Source organism: Actinacidiphila glaucinigra (genome assembly GCF_035918135.1).
GTDB classification, from domain to species: domain Bacteria; phylum Actinomycetota; class Actinomycetes; order Streptomycetales; family Streptomycetaceae; genus Actinacidiphila; species Actinacidiphila glaucinigra.
On the sequence record NZ_CP109144.1, the window covers coordinates 7,005,285 to 7,031,815 of the forward strand.

At 69.1% G+C, this 26,531-nt stretch carries 15 protein-coding genes and 2 pseudogenes; 10 read left to right on the forward strand and 7 right to left on the reverse strand.

Features of this window, described 5'->3' with window-relative positions; genetic code table 11:
• Nucleotides 1–3: 3 nt before the first annotated feature.
• The 4 genes from OIE69_RS31570 to OIE69_RS31585 form a co-directional block, all read right to left on the reverse strand.
• A complete protein-coding gene (locus OIE69_RS31570; RefSeq protein WP_326577573.1) occupies nt 4–207 on the reverse strand; it encodes a DUF1918 domain-containing protein in 204 nt (67 codons plus the stop codon).
• A gap of 95 nt (nt 208–302) precedes the next feature.
• The gene (locus OIE69_RS31575) at nt 303–1,046 is read right to left on the reverse strand and encodes a nucleotidyltransferase domain-containing protein (RefSeq protein ID WP_326577574.1); all 744 of its coding nucleotides are present in this window, start codon (nt 1,044–1,046) and stop codon (nt 303–305) included.
• Nucleotides 1,047–1,075: 29 nt separating this feature from the next.
• Complete coding sequence (locus tag OIE69_RS31580; protein ID WP_326577575.1) at nt 1,076–2,536, reverse strand: aldehyde dehydrogenase family protein; 1,461 nt, start codon at nt 2,534–2,536, stop codon at nt 1,076–1,078.
• Between the two features lie 757 nt (nt 2,537–3,293).
• Nucleotides 3,294–3,689: a DUF5997 family protein gene (locus OIE69_RS31585; protein ID WP_326577576.1), complete on the reverse strand. Its 396-nt coding sequence runs from the start codon at nt 3,687–3,689 to the stop codon at nt 3,294–3,296.
• A gap of 59 nt (nt 3,690–3,748) precedes the next feature.
• On the opposite strand from OIE69_RS31585, the gene OIE69_RS31590 reads away from it, so the two are divergent.
• The 4 genes and pseudogenes from OIE69_RS31590 to OIE69_RS44955 form a co-directional block, all read left to right on the forward strand.
• Nucleotides 3,749–4,501: a LysR family transcriptional regulator substrate-binding protein gene (locus tag OIE69_RS31590; RefSeq protein ID WP_326577577.1), complete on the forward strand. Its 753-nt coding sequence runs from the start codon at nt 3,749–3,751 to the stop codon at nt 4,499–4,501.
• Between the two features lie 1,724 nt (nt 4,502–6,225).
• Entirely contained in the window at nt 6,226–9,738 is a 3,513-nt protein-coding gene (locus tag OIE69_RS31595; protein WP_326577578.1) for a LamG domain-containing protein, read from the forward strand.
• A gap of 223 nt (nt 9,739–9,961) precedes the next feature.
• Nucleotides 9,962–16,246, forward strand: coding sequence for an RHS repeat domain-containing protein (locus OIE69_RS31600; RefSeq protein ID WP_326577579.1), 6,285 nt, complete (start codon nt 9,962–9,964; stop codon nt 16,244–16,246).
• A gap of 289 nt (nt 16,247–16,535) precedes the next feature.
• Nucleotides 16,536–16,719: pseudogene (locus OIE69_RS44955) on the forward strand (IS630 family transposase); the annotation flags it as partial.
• Here OIE69_RS44955 and OIE69_RS31605 read toward each other — a convergent pair.
• Both OIE69_RS31605 and OIE69_RS31610 read right to left on the reverse strand, forming a co-directional pair.
• On the reverse strand, nt 16,716–17,144 hold the full coding sequence (locus OIE69_RS31605) for an SUKH-4 family immunity protein (protein WP_326577580.1): 429 nt from the start codon (nt 17,142–17,144) through the stop codon (nt 16,716–16,718). The pseudogene OIE69_RS44955 and the gene OIE69_RS31605 overlap by 4 nt on opposite strands.
• A 618-nt stretch (nt 17,145–17,762) precedes the next feature.
• The gene (locus tag OIE69_RS31610) at nt 17,763–18,254 is read right to left on the reverse strand and encodes an RDD family protein (protein WP_326577581.1); all 492 of its coding nucleotides are present in this window, start codon (nt 18,252–18,254) and stop codon (nt 17,763–17,765) included.
• A gap of 359 nt (nt 18,255–18,613) precedes the next feature.
• Here OIE69_RS31610 and OIE69_RS31615 point away from each other — a divergent pair.
• Nucleotides 18,614–19,405 (forward strand): annotated as a pseudogene (locus tag OIE69_RS31615) (IS110 family RNA-guided transposase); the annotation flags it as partial.
• 351 nt (nt 19,406–19,756) lie between these two features.
• Here OIE69_RS31615 and OIE69_RS31625 read toward each other — a convergent pair.
• Nucleotides 19,757–21,421, reverse strand: coding sequence for an FG-GAP repeat domain-containing protein (locus OIE69_RS31625; RefSeq protein ID WP_326581476.1), 1,665 nt, complete (start codon nt 21,419–21,421; stop codon nt 19,757–19,759).
• Nucleotides 21,422–22,012: 591 nt separating this feature from the next.
• Here OIE69_RS31625 and argC point away from each other — a divergent pair.
• From argC to OIE69_RS31650, 5 genes are read left to right on the forward strand one after another with little or no spacing between them, the layout of a single operon-like run.
• Entirely contained in the window at nt 22,013–23,041 is a 1,029-nt protein-coding gene (argC, locus tag OIE69_RS31630) for an N-acetyl-gamma-glutamyl-phosphate reductase (RefSeq protein WP_326577582.1), read from the forward strand.
• On the forward strand, nt 23,038–23,226 hold the full coding sequence (locus tag OIE69_RS31635) for a hypothetical protein (RefSeq protein ID WP_326577583.1): 189 nt from the start codon (nt 23,038–23,040) through the stop codon (nt 23,224–23,226). The genes argC and OIE69_RS31635 overlap by 4 nt, the downstream gene beginning before the upstream one ends.
• Nucleotides 23,223–24,374, forward strand: a complete 1,152-nt coding sequence (gene argJ, locus OIE69_RS31640) for a bifunctional glutamate N-acetyltransferase/amino-acid acetyltransferase ArgJ (protein ID WP_326577584.1) — start codon at nt 23,223–23,225, stop codon at nt 24,372–24,374. Before OIE69_RS31635 ends, argJ begins: the two co-directional genes overlap by 4 nt.
• Nucleotides 24,371–25,315 carry an acetylglutamate kinase gene (gene argB / locus OIE69_RS31645; protein ID WP_326577585.1) on the forward strand — a complete coding sequence of 315 codons (945 nt, stop codon included), beginning with the start codon at nt 24,371–24,373 and terminating at the stop codon, nt 25,313–25,315. Before argJ ends, argB begins: the two co-directional genes overlap by 4 nt.
• The gene (locus OIE69_RS31650) at nt 25,312–26,529 is read left to right on the forward strand and encodes an acetylornithine transaminase (RefSeq protein WP_326577586.1); all 1,218 of its coding nucleotides are present in this window, start codon (nt 25,312–25,314) and stop codon (nt 26,527–26,529) included. The genes argB and OIE69_RS31650 overlap by 4 nt, the downstream gene beginning before the upstream one ends.
• The last annotated feature ends 2 nt before the right edge of the window (nt 26,530–26,531 follow it).

Genomic DNA, 26,531 nt, shown 5'->3' on the forward strand with positions numbered 1-26,531 from the left:
GGCTCAGCGGGTGGGGGTCGCGCCCCGCTCGTGCTCCACCGTTGAGTCCGGTCCGGGGGACAGGATGCACTCGTGCCCGTCGTCGTACCGGACGCGGTACGGCGGCTCGCCGCCCTGCCCCATGACCTCGACGATCTCGGCCACCTTGTCGTGCTGGCCGACGACCCGCCCGTGCTGCCTGACCCGGTCACCCTTGTTCGCGTGCATCGGTAGACCTCCTGTGAACTCGGCGGTCCCGCAGCCTTGCCCCTCCAGTCTAGGTTCGGGCGTCCGCTCCGCACCCCCGGGAACGGGCCCGGGTCTCAGTGCGGCCGCAGGCCGAGTTCCGCCAGCATGCGGGGGTCGGGGGTGCGCCGGTAGCCCGCCCACAGCGGGCCGCCGCAGGCGTGCAGCACCGTGTCCACCGCGGCGGCGAACGGCTCGCGCGGGCCGCCGCGGACGAGGTCGCGGTAACCGCCGAGCAGGAGCCCCGCGAGTTCGGGGTCGGCCTCGCGCAGCCGGCGCGGCAGCCACTTGCCGCCACCGCGCCAGTGGCCGCGGGTGGCGAGCAGGAGCTCGGCGGCGCCCTCCAGCAGGGCGGCGGCCACGGCGAGGAGTTCCTCCTCGTCGCGCGCGCCGAGCAGGTCGTCGCGCAGGTCGGTGACGGAGTAGCGCCGGTGGTCGCGCGCCGCGTCCGTGACCGCCGGCGGTCCGGCGGCGAGGATCCGCTCCGCGGTGTCGCGCAGCCGGGCGGCGGTCCCGTCGCGGTCGAGCAGGACGACGCCCCGCGCGCACATGAACGCCATCGTGCCGCTGCCGCGGTCCCGGTCCCAGCCCATGAAGGCCTGCGCCGACTCGGGGGTGTGCACGAAGAGCTCGACCGGCCAGGAGCCCCAGGTCAGCGATTCCGCGTGGCAGCCGGCGGGCGGATCGAGGACGACGACCACGTCCAGGTCGGACGTCGCCGTCCCCTCCCCGCGGGCGGTGGACCCGCCCAGGAAGCCGGCGAGGGCGTCGGGGAAGCGTTCGGCGAGGAGGGCGCGGGCCGCGCCGAGTGGATCTTCCATGCGCGGACCCTACGCCCTTCGCCGCGGGTTCAGAACGGGTAGTGCGCCTGCTCGGTGGCCAGGGTGACCCAGCGGGTGTTGGAGAACGCCTCCAGGCCCCAGCGGCCGCCGAAGCGGCCGTAACCGGAGGCCTTGAAGCCGCCGAAGGGCGCCTGCGGTTCGTCGGCCACCGACTGGTCGTTGACGTGCACGATGCCGGTACGCAGGCGGCGGGCCACGGCGAGGCCATGGGTGCCGTTCTCGGTGATGACGCCCGCGGTCAGACCGTGGTCGGTGTCGTTGGCCAGGGCCACGGCCTCGTCGTCGTCGGCGAAGGGGGCCACGGTGACGACGGGACCGAAGGCCTCGCCGTAGTAGATCTCCGCGTCCTTGGGCACGCCGTGCAGCACGGTGGCCGGATGCACCGCGCCGTCCGGCTCGCCGCCCCCGGCCAGCACGGTGGCGCCCTTGGCGACCGCGTCCCGCACGAGCGCGGCGACGCGCCGTGCGGAGGCCTCGCTCACCAGCGGCCCGATGACGGTGTGCGGGTGCGAGGGGTCGCCCGAGGGCAGCGTGCCGACCTTGGCGGCGAACTTGGCCGTGAACTCCTCGGCGAGGCTCTCGTGGACGAGGATCCGGTCACCGGACATGCAGATCTGCCCGGAGTTGAGGAAGACGCCGAAGACGGCGGCGTCGACGGCGTAGTCCACGTCCGCGTCGTCCAGCACGAGGATCGCGTTCTTGCCGCCGAGCTCCAGCACGGCCGGCTTGAGGTGGCGCGCGGCGTGGGTGCCGATGATCCGCCCGACCTCCGTCGACCCGGTGAAGTTGACCATGCGGACCCTCGGGTCGGCGATCAGCGCCTCCGCGACCTCGGCGGCGTCCTCACGGGCGTTGGTCACCACGTTCAGCACGCCGTCCGGCAGCCCGGCCTCGCGCAGCACGTCCGCGACGAACAGGCCGCAGGCCACCGGGGCGTCCTCGCTGGGCTTCACCACGACGGTGTTCCCGGCCGCCAGCGGCGCGGCGACCGCGCGGACGCCGAGGATGATCGGGGCGTTCCACGGCGCGAAGGCGCCCACGACGCCGACCGGCTCGCGCACCGCCATGCCGAGGACGCCCTCCTCCTGCGCGCTCAGCACCTCACCGCGCGGCGCGGTGACGGCGGCGGCCGCCTCGCGCAGGATGTTGGCGGCCAGCCCTACGTTGAAGTAGGCCCAGGGGCGTGTCCCGCCGGCCTCGTGCGCCATGATCTCCGCGGCCTGCTCCGTGCGGGCCTCCAGCAGGTCGGCCGCGGTCAGGAAGATCCTGCGCCGCGCGAACGGGCTGAGCGCCGCCCACTGCGGGAACGCGGCCTCGGCGGCGTCCACCGCCCGGGTGACGTCCTCGGCGCCCCCGGCGGCGACGGTCGCGTACACCTCGCCTGTGAAGGGGCTGATGTCCTCGGCCGTGCGTCCGGAGGCGGCCGGGACGTCCTTGCCGCCGATCAGCAGTTCGCGGGAGATGGTCATGGCAGCCCCTGTTCTGGCGCGCGAAGTCCACGTTCGCACAGTGAACTATCGTTCATTGACCGTTCGGGCACTGAGTCTGCGACGCGCCCCCCGCGCTGTCAACGGACCGGGACGCGCTTTGTGGGCGGGGTGGGAGGCGTCGTGCCGGGCGGCCAGGCTCCCGCCGCGGGCAGCCGGGGTGCCCGGAGGATGCGGTCGCCGGTGCGCCGTGCGGGTGGCCGGGCCGGCATGGGCAGGGCGCCGGCGCGGCAGCGGGGCCTGAACCGGTGCCGCCGCCGTTGGGCCGAGGTTCCAGCGCCCGTGAGCACGGCGGCCCCGGACGCTGTCGCGGATCCCGCGGCTGGGGAACGAGGGCGGAGCCGTCCGTCGTGGACACGGAGCGGACGACACCCCCCGCGGAACGCGCCGTCCGGCAGCCCGTCAGGGTCGCCGCGGGGCGGCTCACCCGCCGCCCGGCACGGGCCGGCCTGCCGTAATGCCGCCGGGGAAGGGAGCGGTTGCCGCCGGGCTGCCGGCTCGCCGGCAGCCAGTCCGCTCCCGCCTCTTGGCGCGTGCTGTTCAGGGGGCACGGCGTGTGCGCCCTGGCCACCGCCCGGATCCGGGGCGGCCGGGCCGGAGGGCGGCGTGCCGGCTGTCTCCCAGCCGGTCGCACCGAGCCTCGTGAGGACGCTCAGGCCTCGCGGCCCACGGCGTGCGAGAGGCTGCGCGAGGGACGCCGCCCGCCGCCGAGAGGGCGGCCTGCGGCGTCGCGGGGGTGTCAGGCGTCGGCGCGGCGGGCGCGCTCGGCGTCGCGCTCCTTGAGGCGGGCGGTCTCCTTGCGGACCTCGGCCTGGGTGGCGCGCTCCTTCTGCAGCCACTCGGGCGCGTCCTGCTTCAGCGCCTCGATCTGCTCCGTGGTGAGCGCCTCGCTGACGCCGCCGCGGGCGAGGCCGGAGATGGAGACGCCGAGCTTCGATGCCACGACCGGGCGCGGGTGCGGACCGTTGCGGCGGAGCTCCTGGAGCCACTCGGGCGGGTCGGCCTGGAGCGCGTTCAGCTCGTCGCGCGACACGACGCCCTCCCGGAACTCGGCGGGGGTGGCCTCGAGGTACACACCCAGCTTCTTCGCCGCGGTGGCGGGCTTCATGGTCTGGGCGGAATGGTGCGACGTCATGCCCCCAGGATATCGATCGCGGGCGCTGCCCCCGACCGGCGCCGGGGTAGCCTGGCCGGATGACCGGCTCGGAAGCTCCCTCCTCGTTCCGCCTCGCCTATGTCCCGGGCGTGATCCCCGCCAAGTGGGTGCGGATCTGGCAGGAGCGGCTGCCGGGCATCCCGCTGGAGCTCGTCATGGCCACGGCCGCCGACGCCCCCGGGATGCTCCGCGGCCTGGACGCCGACGCGGGCTTCGTGCGGCTGCCGATCGACCGGACGGACCTCAGCGCCATTCCGCTCTACACGGAGACCACGGTCGTCGTCGTCCCCAAGGACCACCTCGTGGCGGCCGCCGAGGAGGTGTCGGTCGCGGATCTCGCCGACGACGTGGTGTTCCACCCCCTCGACGACACCCTGGACTGGCAGGAGCTCCCCGGGCGGCCCGCGATCGAGCGCCCGGCCACGACCGCGGACGCCGTCGAGCTCGTCGCCGCGGGCGTGGGTCTGCTGGTCGTCCCGCAGTCGCTGGCGCGTCTGCACCACCGCAAGGACCTCACCTACCGCACGGTCGTCGACGCCCCGCAGTCGCGGGTGGCCCTGTCGTGGCGCGAGGACGCGACGACCGACAGGGTCGAGGACTTCATCGGCATCGTGCGCGGCCGCACGGTCAACAGCACCCGCGGCCGTACCCAGCCCCAGGCGCAGCCGAAGAAGCAGCGCTCGGACGAGGGGACGGCGCGGCGCAAGCCCGCCGCCAAATCGTCCGGCCGCGCGTCCGCGAAGACGCCCCGCCCCACCGCGAAGCGCGGCAAGCCCCGCCGCCGTTCGTAGGCGGGCGGCCGTCCCGCGGGAATAGCCGGAGCCCATCGCGCGCGACGCCGCCCACGTGCCGGACGAGGCATACGACGACCCGAGGAGCGTTCGGTCCTGTACGGGGGAGACATCGGCCGCCGCGTGCCGGATCGACCCCCGGGAACCGAGGTGTGCGGACTGCTTGTTGGCGCCCTGGGCTCGCACGAGCACGGGCACTCGACGACGGCCGTGCGGCTTCGGCCATCTTGACGTGGATTCTGCTACAGCACTCCCAGATGCTGGACGAAGCCGGGCGCACCGGCGAGGCGCGGGCGGCACGGCAGGAGGCGCCCGTGCTTCTCGCCGAGCCGGACCTGGCCGGGAGCGCAAGAGCTGGAGCAACATCCACGCGTGGTGGACCACTCTGATCGCACTGTCCGGAAAGACCCTGGAGGCTTCGGGCGCGCCGGCGCCTCCATGCGGCTGGGACATGATGCAGCGCTGCCGGACGTCTGCCGGGCTTATGTTGCGGCGCTTCCCGTCCCCGAGGCGGTGGTGTCCGCACGCCGCCAATCGTCCACGGCCGAGCCGCGCACCTTCCAGTGCTTCTCGCCGTCCGCGCGACGGGTGTTCGCCACCGAGTCGAAGCTTGGGCGCCCGCTGCGGCGCCGGCCTGTGCGCAACCGGCGCCCCACTTGGTGACTTGGCGCTTCAATCGGCCAGACGGTCGCTAAAGCGCCGGCGGCGGTGGCCGACGATCCGTACCGCTCGGGCACGTCCAACCCGGGGACGCCGGCACGAACCGGAACCGTGTGCCGTCCGGCGACCACCGGATCCATAGCGATGGTCGACCGTGCCTCTCGTCCTTCGACAGCAGCGGCCATAACACAGGCCACTGCTCATCCGTCAGGTCGCCCAGGCGTCTGTGCCCTCCTGGAGGCCCACGGTATGCAGCGGGTCAAGGATGACCCCGGCGTCAGTCAAGCGGAAGCCCGGGGAGAACCGGCCGAACGAGTCAGCGCCGGCCTGCCGCGCGAATCAGTCGAAGGGCAGCCATTGGTTCGGTCCATGACGAAAGCGCCGCTCAGGGGCCCCCTTTCGGGTTTTGAAGCCGTAGTGGAATACCCGAATCCGCCTGGCGTCTGACGGCGACTCGGTTTTTACCTAGGCTTTCATGTCCGGATAAGGACATGACCGTTTCCGTCCACCTCCACCCCCTTCCCTTGATCGATTCGTTCGATCAGATTGTCCGAAGTTCGGCGCGACCGCTCCGGAACGCCGTGATCAACTTGCCGGTGGAGGAGTAGGAGTGTCACCACCCCGTTGTCTTGATAAAGGCGACGTTTCGGGCGAATGCGCTGCCGAGGCCGAGGCGCCCCGAGCCCTGTCGATTCCAGGCGGCAGCCGCCCTCCGATGTGACGCCCCGTCCCGGGTGAGACTCCCGAAGTTCGCGCCCAGTGACATCAGTTGGATACGGGTGATGTGACGCACCCGGAGACCTCAATCAAGGACTTGCCATGCCCATGACCGAGCCTAAGTGTCGCTGCCTCCGGGCCGCCGGACGTCGGAGACCGATGTGATGACGCCTCACCGCCCAACCCGCCACCAGGTGCGGCTCAGTGCCGCTGCCCTCGTACTAGCGCTGGTCGCGCCCGTATTGCCGCTTGTCGCGGCGGATCAGGCGGCTGCCGAGTCGGCGCTGCCGAGTCCCGCGGCCAGCGCGCAGGCGAGGGCCGCGCAGACGGGTGAGCGGGTGGAGGTGGTGACGGAACGGACCGAGCACTCCACGACGTTCGCCAACCCGGACGGGGAGTCGTTCACGCTGGAACAGTCCATCGTCCCGGTGCGAGTGGCCACCGGGGATGGCGGGTGGGCAGATCCGGACCCGGCTCTGGTCAAGCGCTCGGACGGTTCCGTCGGTCCCAAGGCTTCCACCGCCGACTTCTCGTTCTCCGGTGGCGGGGATGGGTCGGAACTGGTGGAGATCGACAGTGACGGGCGCTCGTTGTCGCTCGGTTGGCCGGGGGTGCTTCCGAAGCCTGTCGTCGACGGATCGCGCGCGATCTACAAGGACGTGCTTCCGGGTGTGAACCTCGTGATGACCGCCGGCGTCGAGGGTTTCCGCCAGGTTCTGGAGGTAACCACCCCTGAGGCGGCGGCCAATCCCGCATTGACTGAGATCTCCTATGGCCTCAAGGCTGAAGGGCTGAAGGTCCGTGAGGGTGTCGGTGGCGGACTCCAGGCTGTCGACGGCAACGGCAATACGGTGTTCCGCTCACCGGCGGCCCGCATGTGGAACTCCGCCGGTGAGAGCGACCCGGCCGGGGAGACAGCACAGAAGTCGGTTTCCGGCGCGCGAATGGCGGGGCCGACGGCCGAGTCGGAGCCGGTTTCGGCACTGCCGCCCAACGAGGACACCGCCGCGGCACGGCTGGACGCTCCGCAGGACGGTGACAGCAGCGCCGTGATGGACATCGATGTCACCGCGGACTCGGTGAGCGTCACCCCGGACACCGACCTGATCGAGCAGACGCCGGCCGACGCCTTCCCGTTGTACATCGACCCGACGGTGACCTGGAACGAGTCCGAGCGTACGGTGCTCTCCTCGGACGGAGACGTGTTCTACAACTTCTCCGACGGCACCAACGGCATGAGCGTCGGCCACTGCGGCACCGAGGTCATCGGCGGCGTGACCTACTACTGCACGTCCGGCACGCCGTACACGAACCGGATGTACTTCGAGTTCGCGCCGGACAAGCTCAAGGGCAAGCAGGTCGTGGACGCGACGTTCGCGGTGACCGAAACGTGGTCGTTCTCCTGTGATGCCACGTGGGTCGACCTGGAGCGCACCAACAACATCTCCTCCTCCACCAAGTGGCCCGGCCCGACCAAGCTGGACCAAATGGGCGACCGGAACGTATCCGCGGGCCGGGGGGACAACTGCTCTCCCTCCCAACCTCGCAAAGCCATCGAATTCAACGACAACGCCGACGAGACCGACGAGAACCTGACGCCGACCGTCAAGGACTTCGCCGCGGGCAAGATCTCCCGCCTCACACTGATGCTGATGGCGAAGGACGAGTCGGACACGAACTCGTGGAAGCGGTTCAACGGCGACGCCGTTCTGTCCGTGGACTACATCGGAAAGCCGGCCCTGCCCGGCGACATCGGTCTGGTGGCCGGTACGAGCTTCACCTGCTCCACCAACGCGGCGTCACCCAGCACCGTCTCCGATCCGACGCCGGCCCTGACGGCACGGCCGCGTACCGAGTCGGGTGGATCCTCGGAGGCCAAGCTGCGGGCGATCATGGATGTGGAGAAGAAGAACAGCGACGGGACCTGGACGGGAGCGGTGCCGGATCTGACGGTTCCGTCCACCGGGTACGTGGGCCACAACACCAAGGTGACCGGCTCGGTGGCAGCGCTGCAGGACGGCATCAACTACCGCTACCGCGCCTGGACTCGCTCCTACAACGACTCGGGCTCGACATATCTGTCGGGGCCGTCGAACGGCTCGACCACCGGCTGGTGTTACTTCAAGGTCGACGCAGCCGCGCCAAAGGCTCCGAGCATCACCTTCACCGAGACCTACTCGCAGTGCACGGTCAATTCTTGTGTCCCTGGCGGCGGTCCCGGAACGGAGGGGGCGGTCACCTTCGGCCCCACGTCGGGTGATGTGAATGTGGCTTACATCTACCGCCTGTCCACCACGAACACATGGTCGCCCGACCAGCCCGGCGCCACTGTCACGGTGACGTTCGCCCCAACCCTCGCCGGAGCCATGCAACTGCATGTCAAGGCCAAGGACTCACAAGGGCGTTTGGGCGCCGAGAACATCGTCGACTTCGTGGTCAAGGAGGGCTCTGGGCCGGTGGCCCGCTGGCACTTCGACGAGGACACCGGCGTCGCCATCGACTCCTCGGGGGGTACCACCGTCCACAACGCCACCCTCACCGGTGGTGCGAACCGCACCGACAAGGGTCGGCGTGGCCAGTACACCGATGGCGACGGCCAGGAGGTCCTCGACAAGGGTCTTGACCTTGACGGGACCACCGGCTACGCGGCCACCAGCGGACAGGTTGTCGACACCCGCGCCTCCTACACGGTCTCCGCATGGGTACGGCTGGAGAGTATGGGCAGGTCCCGTACAGTGCTGGGCCAGAACGGCGTGAACCGCAGTCCGTTCTACCTGAGTTACGAGAACGCCGTGGGTACCTGGAGCCTGCGGGCAGTCAGCAGTGACGCTCCGGCCTCCGGGACGTGGACCTACCAGCGCGTCACCGCGACCAAGCCGCCCGTGCTCGGGGTATGGACCCATCTCGCCGGTGTCTACAACTCCGTCGCCAAGACCATCACCCTCTATGTGAACGGCGTTCCTCAGGGCACCGTCCCTTACACCACCGCCTGGGCTGCCGCCGGTCCGGTGCAGATCGGCCGCGTCCAGTGGTCCGAAACCTACACCGACTACTGGGACGGCCAGATCGACGAGGCCGCCGTCTGGCAGCGCGCACTCAGCAATGACGAGATACGTACCGAGGCCCGGCTCCTCGACGACGGCAACAAGGCGTACGTGGAGCTCGCCGCTTCCTGGAACGCCGACGCCGCTACCGGCAACGCCCTGACGGACGACTCCGGCTACGACCGTACCCTGGCCCTGAGCGGCGGGGCCACGCTCGACGGTGAGGCGATCGCCCTCAACGGCAGCACTGGCTCCGGCACTACCACCGCACCCGTTGTCGACGACACCGGCTCGTTCAGCGCCACCGCATCCGTCGAACTCGACGGCAAGGAGCTGGCCAAGAAGCCCAATGGGTACCGGGCCCAGGTAATCGGACAGCGGACCGCCACAGGATCGTCCTGGGGTGTGTGGTTCGAGAAGACCGGATCCAAGACCGTCTTGGACGAGGACAGCGGTGAAGAGCGCACGGTGGTGGCCGGCGTCTGGTACTTCGGACGCCTCGCCGCGGACGGTACCGCCGCGGGACCCGTAGTGAGCAGCGACGAGACCGCCGACGCGGACGGCTCGGTCCAGATCACGGGTGTCTACAACGCGCAGGACGGCACGAACGGCACCATCAGCCTCTACCTGAGTGCCACGCCCAATGGGCAGCCGACCGCCTACACGGCCCTGGCGGGCACCGGCGAATTCGCCGTCGGCAAGGGCTACACCTCTTCGGCCTGGAACCACTACCTTCCCGGCCGAATCGCCGAGGTCCGTGTGTGGACCGGAGCTTTCAGCGACAGCGACCAAGTCGAACAGGTCGTCGGAAGCTGACATTCGCCCAGGGTGCGGCCGGACGGTCAGGTCGTCCGGCCGCACCCTGAGGCATCCCCTCCCCCACCCATGGCTTCCACCGGGAGCCTCATGGGCGTGTTTGTCATGCCCTGAGAAAGGAAAACCTTTGAGATTCACCCCACGGAGGCGCTCTCGCACAGGGCGCTCCCGTCCTACGACGCCTGGGTTCTTGTCATCACCCGGCAGAACCCGCGTATCTGTCGTGCTCACCCTCGCAGCGGTCTTGTGCGTGCCGACGTCACTGACCCCCGTGTGGGCCGCAGGACGACTTCTCGACAAGCCGGACGTGCCGAAGGCCAAGGCCGGTACGCTGCGCCCCCTGAGCGAGAAGGCCGTGGAGAAGGCCTCCGGGAAGGCGCGGGAGAAGCGCGCGGACTCCCGAACGGACAACGCACGGCGCGAGAAGAAGGCGCACGAGGAGCAGCGTGCCGCATGGCCCAAGGCCGCCACGGCACGCGGTCGACTCGCCGGCGGGACCCCGGTGGGCGGTGGCACCGTCCCTGTGCAGGTGCTGCCGGGCGGCAAGGCCACCAAGGGACGCGCCTCCCACCCGGCTTCCGGCGATGCCCAGATCACAGTCCTGGACAGGGAGGCGACCCATCGGGCAGGTGTGACCGGCGTGATCTTCACCGCCGCCGCCGACCAGGGCGGTACCGCACAGATCACGGTGGACTACAGCGACTTCGGGTCCGCTGTCGGCGGCGACTGGGCCGGCCGACTCGGCATAGTCCAACTTCCCGACTGCGTGCTGACCACCCCCGCCAAGGCCGCCTGCAGCACCGGCAAACAACTGGAATCGGTGAACAACGCCGAGGCTCAGACCGTCGCCGCCTCTGTCACCCTGGCAAACGCGCAATCCGAAGCGGTGTTCGCCGTCACTGCCGTGGGAGCCGCTTCCGCAACCGGCTCCGGCGACTACGCCGCCAGTCCTCTGCCTCCCTCCTCCACCTGGGCGTCCGGACAGTCCTCCGGAGCGTTCGCCTGGTCCTACCCCATCGCCGTCCCGCCTGCCGCGGCAGGCCCCGGTCCCGAGCTGGAGTTCTCCTACGACTCAGGGAGCATCGACGGACGTACGGCCAATACCAACAACCAGGGTTCCCAGGTCGGCGAGGGCTTCGATCTGAGCTCGTCGTACATCACCAGGACCTACGGCTCGTGCGACGACGACGGGCAGGAGGACAAGCACGATCTGTGCTGGAAGTACGAGAACGCCACCCTGGTCCTCAACGGCCGGGCCAGTGAACTGGTCAAGGACGACACCACCGGACAGTGGCGTCTGAAGAACGACGACGACTCCGTCGTCGTGCACCACACCGACGCCGACAATGGTGACGACGACGGCGAATACTGGACCCTCACCACCTCCGCCGGCAGCACGTACACCTTCGGCCTGAACAAGCTGCCCGGAGCAGGCAGCCAGCGCACCGAATCGGTCTGGACCGTCCCGGTGTTCGGCGACGACAGCGGCGAGCCCGGGTACAGCTCGGGCACCAGTCTGGACGGTCGCGCAAAGACGCAGGCGTGGCGCTGGAACCTGGACCTCATTGAGGACACCGCCGGCAATGCCGCAAGCTACTGGTACACGCCGGAGACCAACCACTACGCCAAGCTCGCCGACAAGACGAAACTCGCCTCCTACACCCGGGGCGGGTACCTGAAGGAAATCCAATACGGTCAGCGTTCGGGCACCCTGTTCACCGGTGTCACCGACGCCAAGGTCACCTTCGCCTACGCCGAGCGGTGCACGGCTTCTGACTGCTCGTCACTGACGGACGCGACCTCTGACAACTGGCCCGACGTGCCGTTCGACACGATCTGCACGGCAAGCGAGACCGACTGCAAGGGCAGCGGCCCCTCGTTCTTCACCCGCAAGCGCCTGACCGACATCACGACCTACTCGTGGTCCACGACTGCCTCGGCCTTCACCAAGGTCGACTCCTACGCCCTGGTCCAGAAGTTCCTCGACGGTGGGGACATCGGCAACACCAGCGATCAGGTGCTCACACTCTCCTCGATCCGGCGCACCGGCGAGAACGGCACCCCTGCGATCACGCTGCCGCCCGTGGAATTCACCTACCACTTCCGGCCGAACCGGGTCGATGCCCCCGGCGACGACATCCTCCCGCTGCATCGGCCGCGCATCAACACCATCACCTCCGAGGCCGGCGCCATCACCACCGTCACCCTCTCCGGCCCCGAGTGTGTGCGCGGCAGCAACATGCCGAAGGCCGAGGACGACAACGCCATGTCCTGCTACCCGGTGTACTGGCCGGTCAACGGCGGTGACCCGCAGCTGGACTGGTTCCACAAGTACAACGTCACCGCGGTCACGGTCACCGACCCCGCAGGCCAGAACGAGCCCGTCGAGTACGCCTATGGCTACGACTCGCCTGCCTGGCGCTACAACGACTCCCCCTTCACCAAGGAATCGGAGCGAACCTGGTCCACCTGGCGTGGCTACGCCACCGTCACCTCGTGGACAGGAGCACTGTCGGGCACACGTTCCAAGACCGTCTCCCGCTACATGCAGGGCATGAACGGTGACAAGATCAAGGCCGGCGGCACCCGCAGCGTCACAACCCCGGGCATTCCGCTCACCGGCATCTCCGTCAGTGCCGTCACCGACAGCGAGCAACACGCGGGGTATCTCCGTCAAGAGGTCAAATACGACGGCGCCCAGCCTGTTTCCTCGACCCTCAACACCCCCTGGTCGCGGCGCACAGCGGTGCAGCACAAGTCGTTCGCCGACACCGAGGCCTATTACACCAACGATCTTCGGGTGTGGAACTACACCCACCTCACCGCCGGCGACACGTGGCGCACGACGAAGACCGAGAACACCTTCGACACCCGCGGGCGCATCGTGAAGATCGACGCCTCGGGCGACGACAACGCGGCCGGCGACGAGAGCTGCACCCGCAACTGGTTCGCCGGGAACACCGCCGGCCTGAGCCTCGTCACCCGTGTCCGGACCGTCTCGAAGCCCTGCGCCACCGTCGAGACCGGGCTTTCCCTGTCTGCCGACTCGGCAACGCGCGGCGACGTGCTCTCCGACAACGCCACCGTGTATGACAACCCCACCGCCACCACCTGGAGCGAGACCCAGACCCTGAGCAAGGGACAACCGACCTGGATCGGACGGCCCACCGGTTACCCGGCGACCGCGACCGGGAACGAGCGGCACCCCAGTGGCTGGCAGAAGACCGCCTCCACCACCTACGACGCCCTCGGCCGTCCCCTCGCGGTAACCAACGCCGACAACATCACCACCTCCACCGTGTACATCCCCGGCGGCACCTCCCCCACCGACGACGGCCCGCTCAGCCGTACCACGGTCACCAAGCCGCTGACCCAGAAGGTGAACACCTACTTCGACCCCGCCCGGGGCCAAGCGCTGCGCACTTACAACGTGGCGTTGAAGAAGACCGAGAACACCTACGACGCGCTCGGCAGAATCACCGCCACCTGGCTTCCCGGCCGTGACCGCGGGGCACTGAGCGCCAACGTCACCTACGGGTACGGCCTGCAGCGCTCCGCTCAGCCCTGGACCTCGGTGTCGACGCTCAAGGCCGACGGGGCCACCTACCGCACCACCTACTCCATCAGCGACGCGCTACTGCGGCCGCTTCAGGTCCAGACTCCCTCGGCCAACGGCGGACGACTCCTCACCGATACCCGCTACAACTCGCGCGGTCTGACCTACGAGACCCACGCAGAGGTCCTGGACCCGGCTGCCACTCCCAAGTCGGCGTACACCCGCGTCGAGTACGGCGGGTCGCCGAAGCAGAGTATGACCACCTTCGACGGGGTCGGCCGGCCGACCTCCGGGCAACTGTTGGTCTTCGGCGTTGCCAAGGCGGAGACCACCGTCACCTACACAGGTGACTCCGTCGCGAGCTCGGCACTCGAGGGAGGCACCGCGCAGCGCACCATCACCGACGCGCTCGGCCGTACCGTTGAAACGCGTACCTACTCGTCCGCAAGCCCGGCTGACACCCAGTACGGCGCCAGCTCCGGTGCCACTTACAACCGTGTGAAGTACGCGCTGGCCCCGGACAATGCGGTCACGGCCATCACCGGCCCGGACAACGCCGTCTGGTCCTACACCTACGACCTCTACGGCCGCCAGGTGACCGCGGCAGACCCCGACAAGGGCACTACCCGCACCACGTATACCAAGCTGGACCAGATCGACACCGTCAAGGACGACGAAGACATCGTCACGCTGTACGGCTATGACGACCTCGGCCGAAAGACCGATCTGTGGAAGACCACCCGGACGGACGCCAACAAGCTGGCCCACTGGACCTTCGACTCGGTTATGAAGGGTCTGCCCGAGTCCTCCGTCAGGTACGAGGGAGGTGTGGGCGGCAAGGCATACACCAAGAAGGTCACCGCCTACGACGACCTCGGCCGTGCGACCGCCACCGACCTCGTCCTCCCCGCGAATGATCCGATGGTCACCTCCGGCGCTGTCACCGCCACCACCACCACCGAAACCGACTACCTCATCGACGGCGCCGTCAACTACACCAAGGAACCCACCGTCGGCGGACTCGCCGCGGAGACGGTCCAGAACGCCTACAACACTTATGCCCTGCCCACCGGCGTGTCCGGCACCACGGGGTATCTGCTGGGCGCCTCGTACTCGCCCACCGGTCAGCCGCAGCAGTACACCCTCGGCACCTCCAGCGCCGCGGGTGTCAAGAAGGCTTACCTCAACCGCACCTACGAAGAGGGCACCGACCGTCTGCTGCGCTCCTACGTCGTGGACCAGACCCACGCATGGATGCCGCAAGAGCTCAACTACTCATACAACCAATCCGGCAACATAACCCAGATATCGGACCCGGCCACCCAGGGCGGCACGGTCAAGCCGGACAACCAGTGCTTCGCCTACGACGGACAGCGTCGACTCACGGAAGCCTGGACTCCCAAGACCGCGGACTGTTCGACCACCGGCCGAACCATCGGCAACATCGACGGCGCCGCGCCCTACTGGAGCACCTACAGCTACAACTCCGCGGGCCAGCGCACCAAGGAGACCGTTCACAGCTCCTCGGGTGACACCAGCCGCACCTACTGCTACGACGCCAGCCGGCCACACGCTCTGGCAGCCACCACCACGGCGGCGAGTTGTACCGGGGTTCCGGCGCAGTACTCGTACGACGACACCGGCAACACCGAGTCCCGAGTCGAGAAGGCCGGAAGCACCACCTCCCAGAGCTTGCTGTGGAGTGCGGAGGGCAAGCTGAGCAAGCTGACGGAGGGCTCATCTGCCACGGACTACGTCTATGACGCCGACGGTCAGCTTCTCATTCGCCGCAATTCCACCAGTGGCGGCGAGAGCGTGCTGTACGTGGGCTCCACCGACGTGCATGTGAAGGGGACCAAGAAGTGGGCCAACCGGTACTACTCCGTGGGTGGTACCGCGATCGCACTGCGCAGTAATGAGACCGGTACCTCCAAGGTGACCTGGCTCACCGGAGACCACCACGGCACCACAAGTCTCGCCATCGACGCGGACACTCAGGCCTTCACCAAGCGCTACAACACGCCGTTCGGTGCTGCCCGCGGCGCTGCGACGACCTGGGTCGATGACAAGCGGTTCCTTGGCAAGCCCGAAGACCTGGGCACTGGCCTCACCCACGTGGGTGCCCGCGAGTACGACCCGTCGACGGGCCAGTTCCTCAGTGTCGACCCGGTCCTCGAGGACGAGATCGCGCAAACGCTCAACGGATACAGCTATGGGGCGCAGAATCCCGTCGCCAACGCCGACCCCAAGGGTGAGGCGCTGGAAGAATGTGTAAGCGGCATGTACACGTGCACCAACCGCGGCACGAAGGTCACCGGCTACGGCAAGAACTACGAGAAGGTCGTCAAGAGTTCCGGTGGCGTCTTCGGCAACAACTACATCAAGCAGCAGGGAGCCCGGGACCGGGCCCGCCTTGTTTCCTGGAACGCAGGCCTGCAGGACGTGGCCGCGACGATCGAACAGCTCAATGAGTGGGTTGAACCGACTCAGGAAGCGTTTGAGTTTTTTGCCGACCTCAAGAAAACATTCACTGATTGGAAAAAGTCAGACAACGCCACACTGAAGAAGATGGGCGAACAAGGTACCGCTTTCTTCGAGAGCCACAAAACGGCAGACTGGGTAGCCAGCGCATCGAACACAGCTTGGTACAAGGGTGCCTCAAAGGGACTTGGGGCGGCAACCACCCTCGCCGATTTCATTGTCGAACTCATGGATGGTGAGGACCTCATCACTGCGGCTGCCAAGGCAACCCTCACAGGAACCTTCGCGACCCAAGGTGCCGTGCTCGGCGCAAGTGCTGGACTGGCTTGTGGCCCTGCGGCTGAGATATGTTCCCCCGCACTTGGCATCCTCGGTGGCTACGCTGGGGGGGAAATTGCCGGCTACCTCGACGAGCGGTTCGATGAATGGGGCGTGTGGGAGTGGACTGATGGGCTGACTGATCGCGACTGATCGCCCGCTCACACCCCTCAACGGGACCGGGTGGCATCCCGGTCCCGTTGAGGCCTCTCGCGGGCATGCACCGTCACAGTCGGGCGGGAACGACAGTCCGGCAACCAGGTCAAGTGCGAAATGTGAATGTTCCCTAATCCAAAATGACCGATAGAGTGCCGATATCGACTTAGAGGGTGTCTCACGTGGCAAGTTGCGCGAGCCTCTTGCGGCAGGTCGGGGCGGCGGCCAGGCCGAGGAAGTGCGAGCCCTGTGGTTCGTATGGACGGTGAGGCGGCGGTAGCCGAAAGACCTCAACCCGCAGGGGGGCACCTGGTCGCTGGTCAAACGCTAGATCGGCAACCTCGCCGCCGCGGACCTCGGTCAGATAACTCGGGCCGTGAAGAGTCGGCTCAAGCGGCTCCAGTACCGCCCGGAACTGTCGACGCTGCCTGGCGGCCACGGGCCTGATGCTGGTGGCCGAGGTGGCTTAGTCCCTCCAGTTCGCGTAATCGCCCATCTCTACGTCGTCGCACAGGCTCTCCCAGAACCCGTTGTGGGTGAGTGCGGTGTCATCAAGGGTGGCGACGAGCTCGCGCAGCTCGTCCGCCGCCGCCGGGAATCGCTCCTCCTCGCCTTCCTCGTAGAACGGGAAGTGGGCGATCGTGGACGCGACGCACTCGTGGAAGATTCCAAGGTCCCTGTTCACGTGGTTGGCGGTTGTGGACTCGGGCGCGGGGATGTGCACCACGCGACGCGAAGCCACGTCGATGCCGAGCCGTCCGAACAGGCCGCTGGTTCCGAAGACGACCAACCCGCTCTCACCAATCCTGTCCAGGAGCGCCGCCTCGCTCAGCGGTTGGTACTCATAACCGATCAGCCCTGCCGGGATGCCCTTCTGCCATAGATCGCTGGCCACCTCGTCGGCACGCCTGCTGAGCAGCCGATGCGCACGACGGCATACTGGGGCAACGGCAACGGCGGCAGATCCCGAATCACGCGAACAGTATCCTCGCGCTCCGGCCGCCGGGGAAGCCGTGAGCTGGGTCTGTCGCCGCCAACCGGCAAGCCCCGACATCACGCATTCAAGTTAGTAGCGCAGCAGGGTCAGGTGTTCGTCGGAGAAGTACGCCTTGTCCGCGCGGAGTTTGACGGGTCGGCGGCGCCGTGGGTGAGACACTCTCTTACGAGTTGATGGTGGTCATCTCGTTCGTGCCATTGTGGGAAGTTGAATTGTTGCCGACAAGTAATGGCCCTGCGGCCGCAGCCATCGCGGGCTATGGCGTGACCAGGGCGGAGGAACCTGCGGCTTCTCGAAAAGCATCGGGCGCACGGGAACAGAGATCGCTACGCATCGGGTGCACCTCGGACTAAATGATACTTCTGTTTCTGGCCGTGCCAGAGCTGCTGATATAAAAGGACGAAGGTCGCGCCTACGGACTATCGGTCCGTAGGCGCGACCTTCAGACGTGTCAGGCATTCAGCGTCGCGCCGAACCTCATGCGAGCCGGAAGATGAGCACACGGCAAGGGATGAATCAACGGGTGCGCACAACTACGCTGCGGGCGAGGCGGTCATGCATCCCCTGCCGCTGCGCGCCCGTGCTGATCGAGGTGACGTTCGCGATAAGGATCACCGGGACAAGCCCTATCCCTACGTTGGCGAGGTGACGTATCAGCGCCCGCCCGTAACTAATCCGGCTGTCGCTGCCGATTCTGACCACCTTTAGCCCCATGACCCGCTTCCCCAGCGTACGGCCCCAGCGGCAGGTGCTAAGTGGCGAATATGTCAGCAAGAAGGCTCCAATCCATAGGACTGCAACCAGTTGCCAGACTGCGTCGCCCTCTTCTCCGACTCCGGCAAGAACAATCCTGTCGAAGGCTAGCAGCGGCACAAGGATGACAAAGACGGCGATCACGAGATCAATGCCAGCGGCCACTTGACGCTGCCACACACTTGCAGGGGTCCCGGGCCCTGAGGCAGGAGAGGGCAGGACAAGATCGTTACCGCCTGCCAGCTGTCCGAACATGCTCTTACCAGTTCCTTTAGTCACGTGGAGAGTTCCGCTGGTCCTGGACCCTCTATTGAAATTGCAATCTTAAGGCAAAGGTTTGCCTGAAGTCGACCCTCGCCAAAAAATGTCCAGTAAGTGGGGTTCGGAGGGTCCGCGCGCCTTGTGTCACTGGGGAGCGAGGGGTCGGCGAGTTACTGTCGATGGCGGGGCTCAGTGCAGTGATCGACTCTGGAGCCTCGAACGTGGTCGGGCCCCGCCGGAATCGGTCTACCTGTGCCCGTCCGACGGTGCGGTCCACGTTTGTCTGGCTGTCAACCCACACCTGGCGCTCGGTCTTCGCGGCGCAATGGAGGCGTCCGCCACGGTGGCACGGTGCCGAGCTGGCCGTCCTCGTCGGCTTCGACCAGGACCTCGCCGCGGAAGTCACCCGCACCTCTAACCGGATACGCGGCTTGCTCACCCAGTTCCACCCGTCGCTGGAACGCATCCTCGGGCCCCGCTTTGGCCACCAGGCCGTCACCTGGCTGCTGGAGCGCCACGGATCCCCGGTCGCCCTGCGCAAAGCCGGCCGCCGCAGGCTCGTCGAAGTGATCCGGCCCAAGGCCCCGCGCATGGCCACCCGGCTGATCGACGACGTCTTCGACGCACTCGACGAGCAGACCGTCATCGTCCCGGGGACCGGCACCCTCGACGTCGTCGTCCCGTCGCTGGCCAAGTCGCTGGCGGCCGTGCACGAACAACGACGAGCCCTGGAAGCACAGATCGAGGCCCTGCTGGAGGCCCACCCTCTTTCCGAGGTCCTGACGTCGCTGCCCGGCGTCGGCGTCAGGACCGCCGTAGTCCTCCTGGTCACCGTCGGCGACGGCAGCTCGTTCCCCAGCGCCGCCCACCTCGCCTCCTACGCCGGCCTGGCCCCCACCACCAAGCAGTCCGGCACCTCCATCCACGGCGAACACGCACCCCGAGGCGGAAACCGGCAGCTCAAGCGGGCGATGTTCCTGTCCGCGTTCGCCGCCCTCCACGACCCCGCCTCACGCACCTACTACGACAAGTGCGGGGCCCGCGGCAAAACCCACACCCAAGCCCTCCTCCGCCTCGCCCGCCACCGCACCAGCGTCCTGTTCGCCATGCTCCGCGACGGCACCTACTACCAACCCAGAACCCCCCCCGCGCCGCTTGACGAAACACATAGAGGCACCCCCGTCCCGGCCGCCTGCGGCGGCCGCTGGTTCCAGGCGGGCCGGTCCGGCTCCACCCGGGCATCGAGGAGGACGTCCGCCCGGCGCGGAAGGCCCGCCCGCCTGCGTGCCACGGACATTGAGGCATACCTGTTCCGGCCGGCCGGCCGGCCGGCCGCCCGCGGCGCGGAGTTCCGCTGGGACACCGACCTGCCGGGGCGCCGGCGCGCTTCTGGCCGGAGTTCCCGGAGCCGGTGGGACGAGTCCCGGCGCCGGCACGCAGGAGCGCCCTGCCGCCGGAAGACCGGCCGCAGGGCGCTCTGTGTGGTGCGGGGTTGCTCAGTACAGGTTGCGGTAGGTGTTCCAGCCGGGGCCGATCCGGACCTTCGCAGTGAACTTCCCGGTTCCGGTGGAGGTGTAGCGGTAGAGGTCGCCGGCGGAGTTGACGCCGACGATGTCGCCCTTGCCGTCACCGTTGATGTCGCCGGGTGCGGCGAGCTTGCTGTAGGTGTTCCAGCCGCTGCCGATGGAGACCCGCGACTTGAACGGGGCGGAGGCGTTGCCCGTGCCCGCGTACAGGTAGAGGGTGCCGCCGGTGGTGCGGGCCAGGAGGTCCGTGCGGCCGTCACCGGTGTAGTCGCCCGCGCCGAGGAGCTTGTTGTAGACGCCCCAGCCGGAGCCGACCTTGGTCCGCTTGGCGAACGCGCTGCCCGTGCCGTTGCCCCGGTACAGGTAGAGGACGCCGGACTTGTCCCGCGCCAGCAGGTCGCCCTTGCCGTCGCCGCTCAGGTCGCCGGGACCGACGAGGCTGTTGTAGATGCCCCAGCCACTGCCGATCGTGTACTCGCCGTTGTACAGCGTGCCGTCGTAGATGATCGGCAGGTCCGCCTGGCCGTCCTTGTCGAGGGACGAGACCAGCGTGAGGTTGACGCCCGACCAGAGCTCCTCGAGGAACTCGCGGGGGCTGAGCAGCCCGTTGTTCTTCGAGTAGTACCAGTACAGGTTGTTCTTGGTGTCCAGCCCCATCAGCTCGTTCTTGCCGAAGTCGGGGTTCCCGCCCGCTCCGAGGAAGAGCGATGCGGCGTTCCAGCCCGTGCCGAAATCGGTGCGGTCGAGGAAGGTGCCCTGCCCGGTCGACTCGAAGAAGTAGGTCGTGCCGTCCTCGGTGCGCCCGAGGAGGTCGGCCAAACCGTCCCCGGTCAGGTCGTCGACACCGACGAGCTGGTTGTACGCGTTCCAGCCGGTGCCGACCTTGACCCGGCCCGCGAACGGGGCCGCGGCGTTGCCGGTGCCGGCGTAGAAGTACAGGTCGCCGGCGGTCGTGCGGGCGACCAGGTCGCCGATGCCGTCGCCGTTCATGTCGTTCGCGCCGACGAGCTGGTCGTACACGCCCCAGCCGGTGCCGACCTTGGTCCGCGCGGAGAGCGGGTTGCTGTCGACCGCGCCGTTGGACGTGTAGAGGTACAGCTCGCCCGCGGGCGTACGGGCCAGGATGTCGCCCCGGCCGTCGCCGTTCAGGTCGCCGGGTGCGAAGACCTTGTTGTAGATCTGCCAGCCGTTGCCGGACCAGGTGGCGTAGCCGGTGCTGTCCGCGCCCCAGCTCTGGAAGAGCGAGAGCTTGCCGGTCGCCGACAGCGTGAAGAACTCCGGACCGCCGCCGCCGTCGAGGTCGCCCGGCGCGATGATGTCCTTGTACTGCTCTTCGTAGTCGCCGTTGATCGTGTAGACGTGACCGTCCGTGCCGTTCGTCGGTTCGACGTATACCTGTCCGTCGATGGCGCGGTACATCAGATCGGAGTACCCGTCGCCGTCCACGTCCTGACGCGGCTTCGCCGGGACGTCCGCGGCGGCAGCGCCCGCGACGCGCGAGGACGGGGCCTTCGAGGTGGTGCGCTTCGGCAGCGTGAGCGTCGGCAGCCGGTCGAGCCGGGGCTGCGCGGGCCGCTCGACGGCCGGGGCATTCGGTGTCGGCGCGTCGGCCGAAGCCGGGGCGGCCAGCAGCATGCCGGCCGAGAGAGCAAGAGCGGTGCAGGCCGCGATCCGGCGCGCGCGCTTCGGGCGCGCCGGGACGGACCAGGCGGGTTCCACAGGTGACAAAGCCCCCCCAGGGGTCAGTGGTAGAGCCGGGGCACACGGAATTCACCCAGAGTTTTTACATGCATGGTGAACCGTTCCCGGGATGGCCACAGACTCTACTGCTGCGACGGGCCGGACTGAAGTGGTTTAACGATGATCAGTGAGGGAGTTTCCGCTGCTCGGAGCGGCAGGGCGCGGCACGAAAGCCGCAGAAGTCGCGGATGCGGCAGCGGTGCGGGGTGCCGGGCCGGACGCCCACCCCGCCCGGCATCCCGCACCGCCCCCTTGCCGGCGACGGTGGGCACACGCACTCCCGGGGTCCGCTGCGGATGCAACGTCTGCGACAGGCCGGTTGCCCGACCGGCCTTGGATGATCCCGGCGGCGAGGTGTAGCAAGGTGAGGTGGGATGTAGTGGCCGGCTGCAGCGCTCGGTCACGGCGCCCCCGTCGTGGCGGGCCGAAAAGCTTTGCATAAAAGTTCCGAGCGCCGTATAGTCATGCCATCGACGAGGAGGGTCCATGGCATTCCGGGCAGCGGTGGCGGGAGCGAGCGGGTACGCGGGCGGGGAGATCCTGCGCCTGCTGCTGAACCACCCCGAGATCGAGATCGGCGCGCTCACCGGGAACACCAACGCCGGGCAGCGCCTCGGTGGCCTGCAGCCGCACCTTCTGCCGCTGGCGGACCGCGTCCTGGAGGCGACGGGTGCGCAGGTGCTGGCCGGGCACGACGTCGTCTTCCTCGCGCTGCCGCACGGGCAGTCGGCCGCCGTCGCCGAGCAGCTCGGGGACACCGCGCTCGTCGTCGACTGCGGTGCCGACTTCCGGCTGGAGGACGCCGCGGACTGGGAGCGGTTCTACGGCTCCCCGCACGCCGGCACCTGGCCGTACGGCCTTCCGGAACTGCCGGGTGCCCGCGCAGCGCTGGAGGGGTCCAAGCGCATCGCGGTGCCCGGTTGCTACCCCACCGCGGTCTCGCTCGCGCTCTTCCCCGCGTACGCTGCGGGCCTGGTGGAGCCCGAGGCCGTCGTCGTCGCCGCGTCCGGCACCTCCGGCGCGGGCAAGGCGGCCAAGCCGCACCTGCTGGGGAGCGAGGTCATGGGCAGCATGACCCCGTACGGGGTCGGCGGTACGCACCGGCACACCCCCGAGATGATCCAGAACCTGTCGGCCGTGGCCGGGGAGCGGGTCTCCGTCTCCTTCACCCCGACGCTGGCGCCGATGCCCCGCGGCATCCTCGCCACCTGCAGCGCCAAGGCCAGGCCCGGCACCACCGCCGAGGCCGTACGGGCCGCCTACGAGAAGGCGCTGGCCGACGAGCCGTTCGCGCACCTGCTGCCGGAGGGCCGGTGGCCCGCCACCGCCGCCGTGTACGGCTCGAACGCCGCGCTGATCCAGGTGGCGTACGACGAGGCCGCCGACCGGGTCGTCGTCGTCAGCGCCATCGACAACCTCACCAAGGGGACCGCCGGCGGCGCCGTGCAGAGCATGAACATCGCGCTCGGCCTGCCCGAGGGGCTGGGTCTGAGCACCGTGGGGGTCGCGCCATGACCCCCCGCCCCGCCGCCCGCGCGCGCCGAGCGGTGGCCGAACTGCTCACCCGGGCCGCCCCCTGCGACGCGGGCTCCGACGCGTGCGGCCCGGCCGCGGCGACCGGGCCGCACACCGACATCACGGCGAAGGCCGCGCCCCTGCGGTGCGTCGGCCCAGAAGCGGACAAGGAGACGACACAGTGAGCGTCACGGCAGCACAAGGGTTCACGGCGGCGGGCATCGCCGCCGGGATCAAGGAGAACGGCAACCCGGACCTCGCCCTCGTGGTGAACGAGGGTCCGCGGCTCGCCGCGGCCGGTGTCTTCACCTCCAACCGCGTCAAGGCCGCCCCCGTCCTGTGGTCGGAGCAGGTGCTGGGGGGCGGCCGGGTCTCCGCCGTCGTCCTCAACTCCGGTGGCGCCAACGCCTGTACGGGTCCCGCGGGCTTCCAGGACACCCACGCCACCGCCGAGGCGGTCGCCGGCGCCCTCGGGCAGAGCGCCGGGGAGGTCGCCGTCTGCTCCACCGGGCTGATCGGCGTCCGGCTGCCGATGGGCAAGCTGCTGCCGGGCGTCGCCAAGGCGGCGGCCGAGCTCTCCGCCCACGGCGGCGAGAAGGCCGCCATCGCGATCAAGACCACCGACACCGTCCACAAGACCGCCGTGCACGAGGGCGAGGGCTGGACCGTCGGCGGGATGGCCAAGGGCGCGGGCATGCTCGCCCCGGGCCTGGCCACCATGCTGGTCGTCCTGACCACCGACGCCGACCTGGACTCCGCCGCCCTCGACGAGGCGCTGCGCGCCGCCACCCGCACCACCTTCGACCGGGCCGACTCCGACGGCTGCATGTCGACCAACGACACGGTGCTCCTGCTCGCCTCCGGCGCGTCGGGCGTCACCCCCGCCGCGGAGTCCTTCGCCGCCGCCGTCGAGGAGGTCTGCGCCGACCTCGCCCGGCAGCTGATCCGGGACGCCGAGGGCGCCTCCAAGGACATCAAGATCGAGGTGATCAACGCCGCGACCGAGGACGACGCCGTCGAGGTCGGCCGCTCCATCGCCCGCAACAACCTCCTCAAGTGCGCGATCCACGGCGAGGACCCCAACTGGGGCCGGGTGCTCTCGGCGATCGGCACCACCTCCGCGGCCTTCGAGCCGGACCGTCTCAACGTGGCGATCAACGGCGTGTGGGTGTGCAAGTCCGGCTCCGTCGGCGAGGACCGCGAACAGGTCGACATGCGCTACCGCGAGGTCCACATCACCGCCGACCTCGCCGCCGGCACCGAGACCGCGACCATCTGGACCAACGACCTCACCGCCGAGTACGTCCACGAGAACAGCGCCTACAGCTCATGAGCACCCGCAAGCACACCGCCCTGCCGAAGGCGCAGATTCTGATCGAGGCGCTGCCCTGGCTCACCCGGCACCACGGCAGGACCGTCGTCGTGAAGTTCGGCGGCAACGCCATGGTCGACGAGGCACTGAAGGCGGCCTTCGCCCAGGACGTCGTCTTCCTGCGGCACGCCGGCCTCAAGCCGGTCGTCGTGCACGGCGGCGGCCCGCAGATCAGCGCGCAGCTCGACAAGCACGGCCTGGTCAGCGAGTTCAAGGCGGGGCTGCGGGTCACCACCCCGGAGGCCATGGACGTCGTCCGCATGGTGCTCGCCGGGCAGGTGCAGCGCGAGCTGGTCAACCTGCTCAACCAGCACGGTCCGCTCGCCGTCGGTCTGACCGGCGAGGACGCCCACACCATCAGCGCGACCCGGCACCGCCCGGTGATCGACGGCGAGGCCGTCGACATCGGCCGGGTCGGGCAGATCACCGAGATCGACACCGGAGCCATCCGGGCCCTGCTGGACGACGGCCGCATCCCGGTCGTCTCCTCCATCGCCCGCAGCGCCGACACCGCCGACGGAGCAGGGGTCTACAACGTCAACGCCGACACCGCCGCCGCGGCGCTCGCGGCCGCGCTCGGTGCCGAGACCCTGATGGTCCTCACCGACGTCGAGGGCCTGTACGAGGACTGGCCGCGCAGCGACGAGGTCATCAGCCGGCTCACGGCGAGCGAGCTGGAGAAGCTGCTGCCCGAGCTGTCCAGCGGCATGGTGCCCAAGATGGAGGGGTGCCTGTACGCGGTGCGCAACGGCGTCCACACCGCCCGGGTCATCGACGGGCGGGTCCAGCACTCGATCCTGCTGGAGATCTTCACCGACGAGGGAATCGGCACGATGGTGGTGCCCGACCCCGTCGACGCGGCGGGCGGCGACACATCGCAGAGCGAAGGGGGACGGGCATGACCGGGACCGGCGACCACGGGAACGAGGCGCTCACACGGCGCTGGCAGGGCTCCCTGATGGACAACTACGGCACCCCGCGGCTGCCCCTGGTCCGCGGCGAGGGCGCGCGGTACTGGGACGCCGACGGCAAGGAGTACCTGGACTTCCTCGGCGGCATCGCCGTCAACGCCCTCGGCACCGCCCACCCCGCGGTCGTCCGCGCCGTCTCGGAGCAGATCGCGACCCTCGGCCACGTCTCCAACTTCTTCATCGCCGAGCCGACGGTCGCCCTCGCCGAGCGGCTGCTCCAGCTGTCCGGCCGCCCCGGCCGCGTGCTGTTCTGCAACTCCGGCGCCGAGGCCAACGAAGCCGCCTTCAAGATCGGCCGGCTGACGGGCCGTACGCACATGGTGGCCACCGACGGCGGCTTCCACGGCCGCACCATGGGTGCGCTCGCGCTCACCGGGCAGCCCAAGAAGCAGGAGTCCTTCCGCCCGCTGCCCGGTGACGTCACCCATGTGCCGTACGGTGACGCCGACGCGTTGCGCGCCTCCGTCACCGAGGAGACCGCGCTGGTGATGCTCGAGCCCATCCAGGGCGAGAACGGCGTCATCGTGCCGCCCGCCGGGTACCTGGCCGCCGCACGGGAGATCACCCGTGCCACCGGCACCCTGCTCGTCATGGACGAGGTGCAGACCGGCATCGGCCGCACCGGGCACTGGTTCGAGCACCAGGCGCAGGGCGTCGAGCCGGACGTCGTCACCCTCGCCAAGGCGCTCGGCGGCGGACTGCCCATCGGCGCCACCCTCGCCTTCGGTCCCGCCGCCGACCTGCTGACCCCCGGTCAGCACGGCACCACCTTCGGCGGCAACCCGGTGGCCTGTGCGGCGGCGCTCGCCGTTCTGGACACCATCGCCCAGGAGGGCGTGCTGGAGAACGTCAAGCGCCAGGGCGAGAAGCTGCGCCAGGGCGTCGAGGCGCTGGGCCACCCTCTGGTCGATCATGTGCGCGGTGCGGGCCTCCTGCTGGGTATCGTGCTCACCGAGCCGCTCTCCGCGCAGGTGCAGAAGGCGGCTCAGGACGCCGGACTCCTGGTGAACGCCGCCGTACCCGACACGGTGCGGCTCGCCCCGCCGCTGATCCTCGGTGACGCCGAGGTGGACGCGTTCCTGGGGGCGCTGCCGGGCGTCCTCGACGCCGTACACGCCGCAGAGGGACCGCGATCCGGGGAATGAGT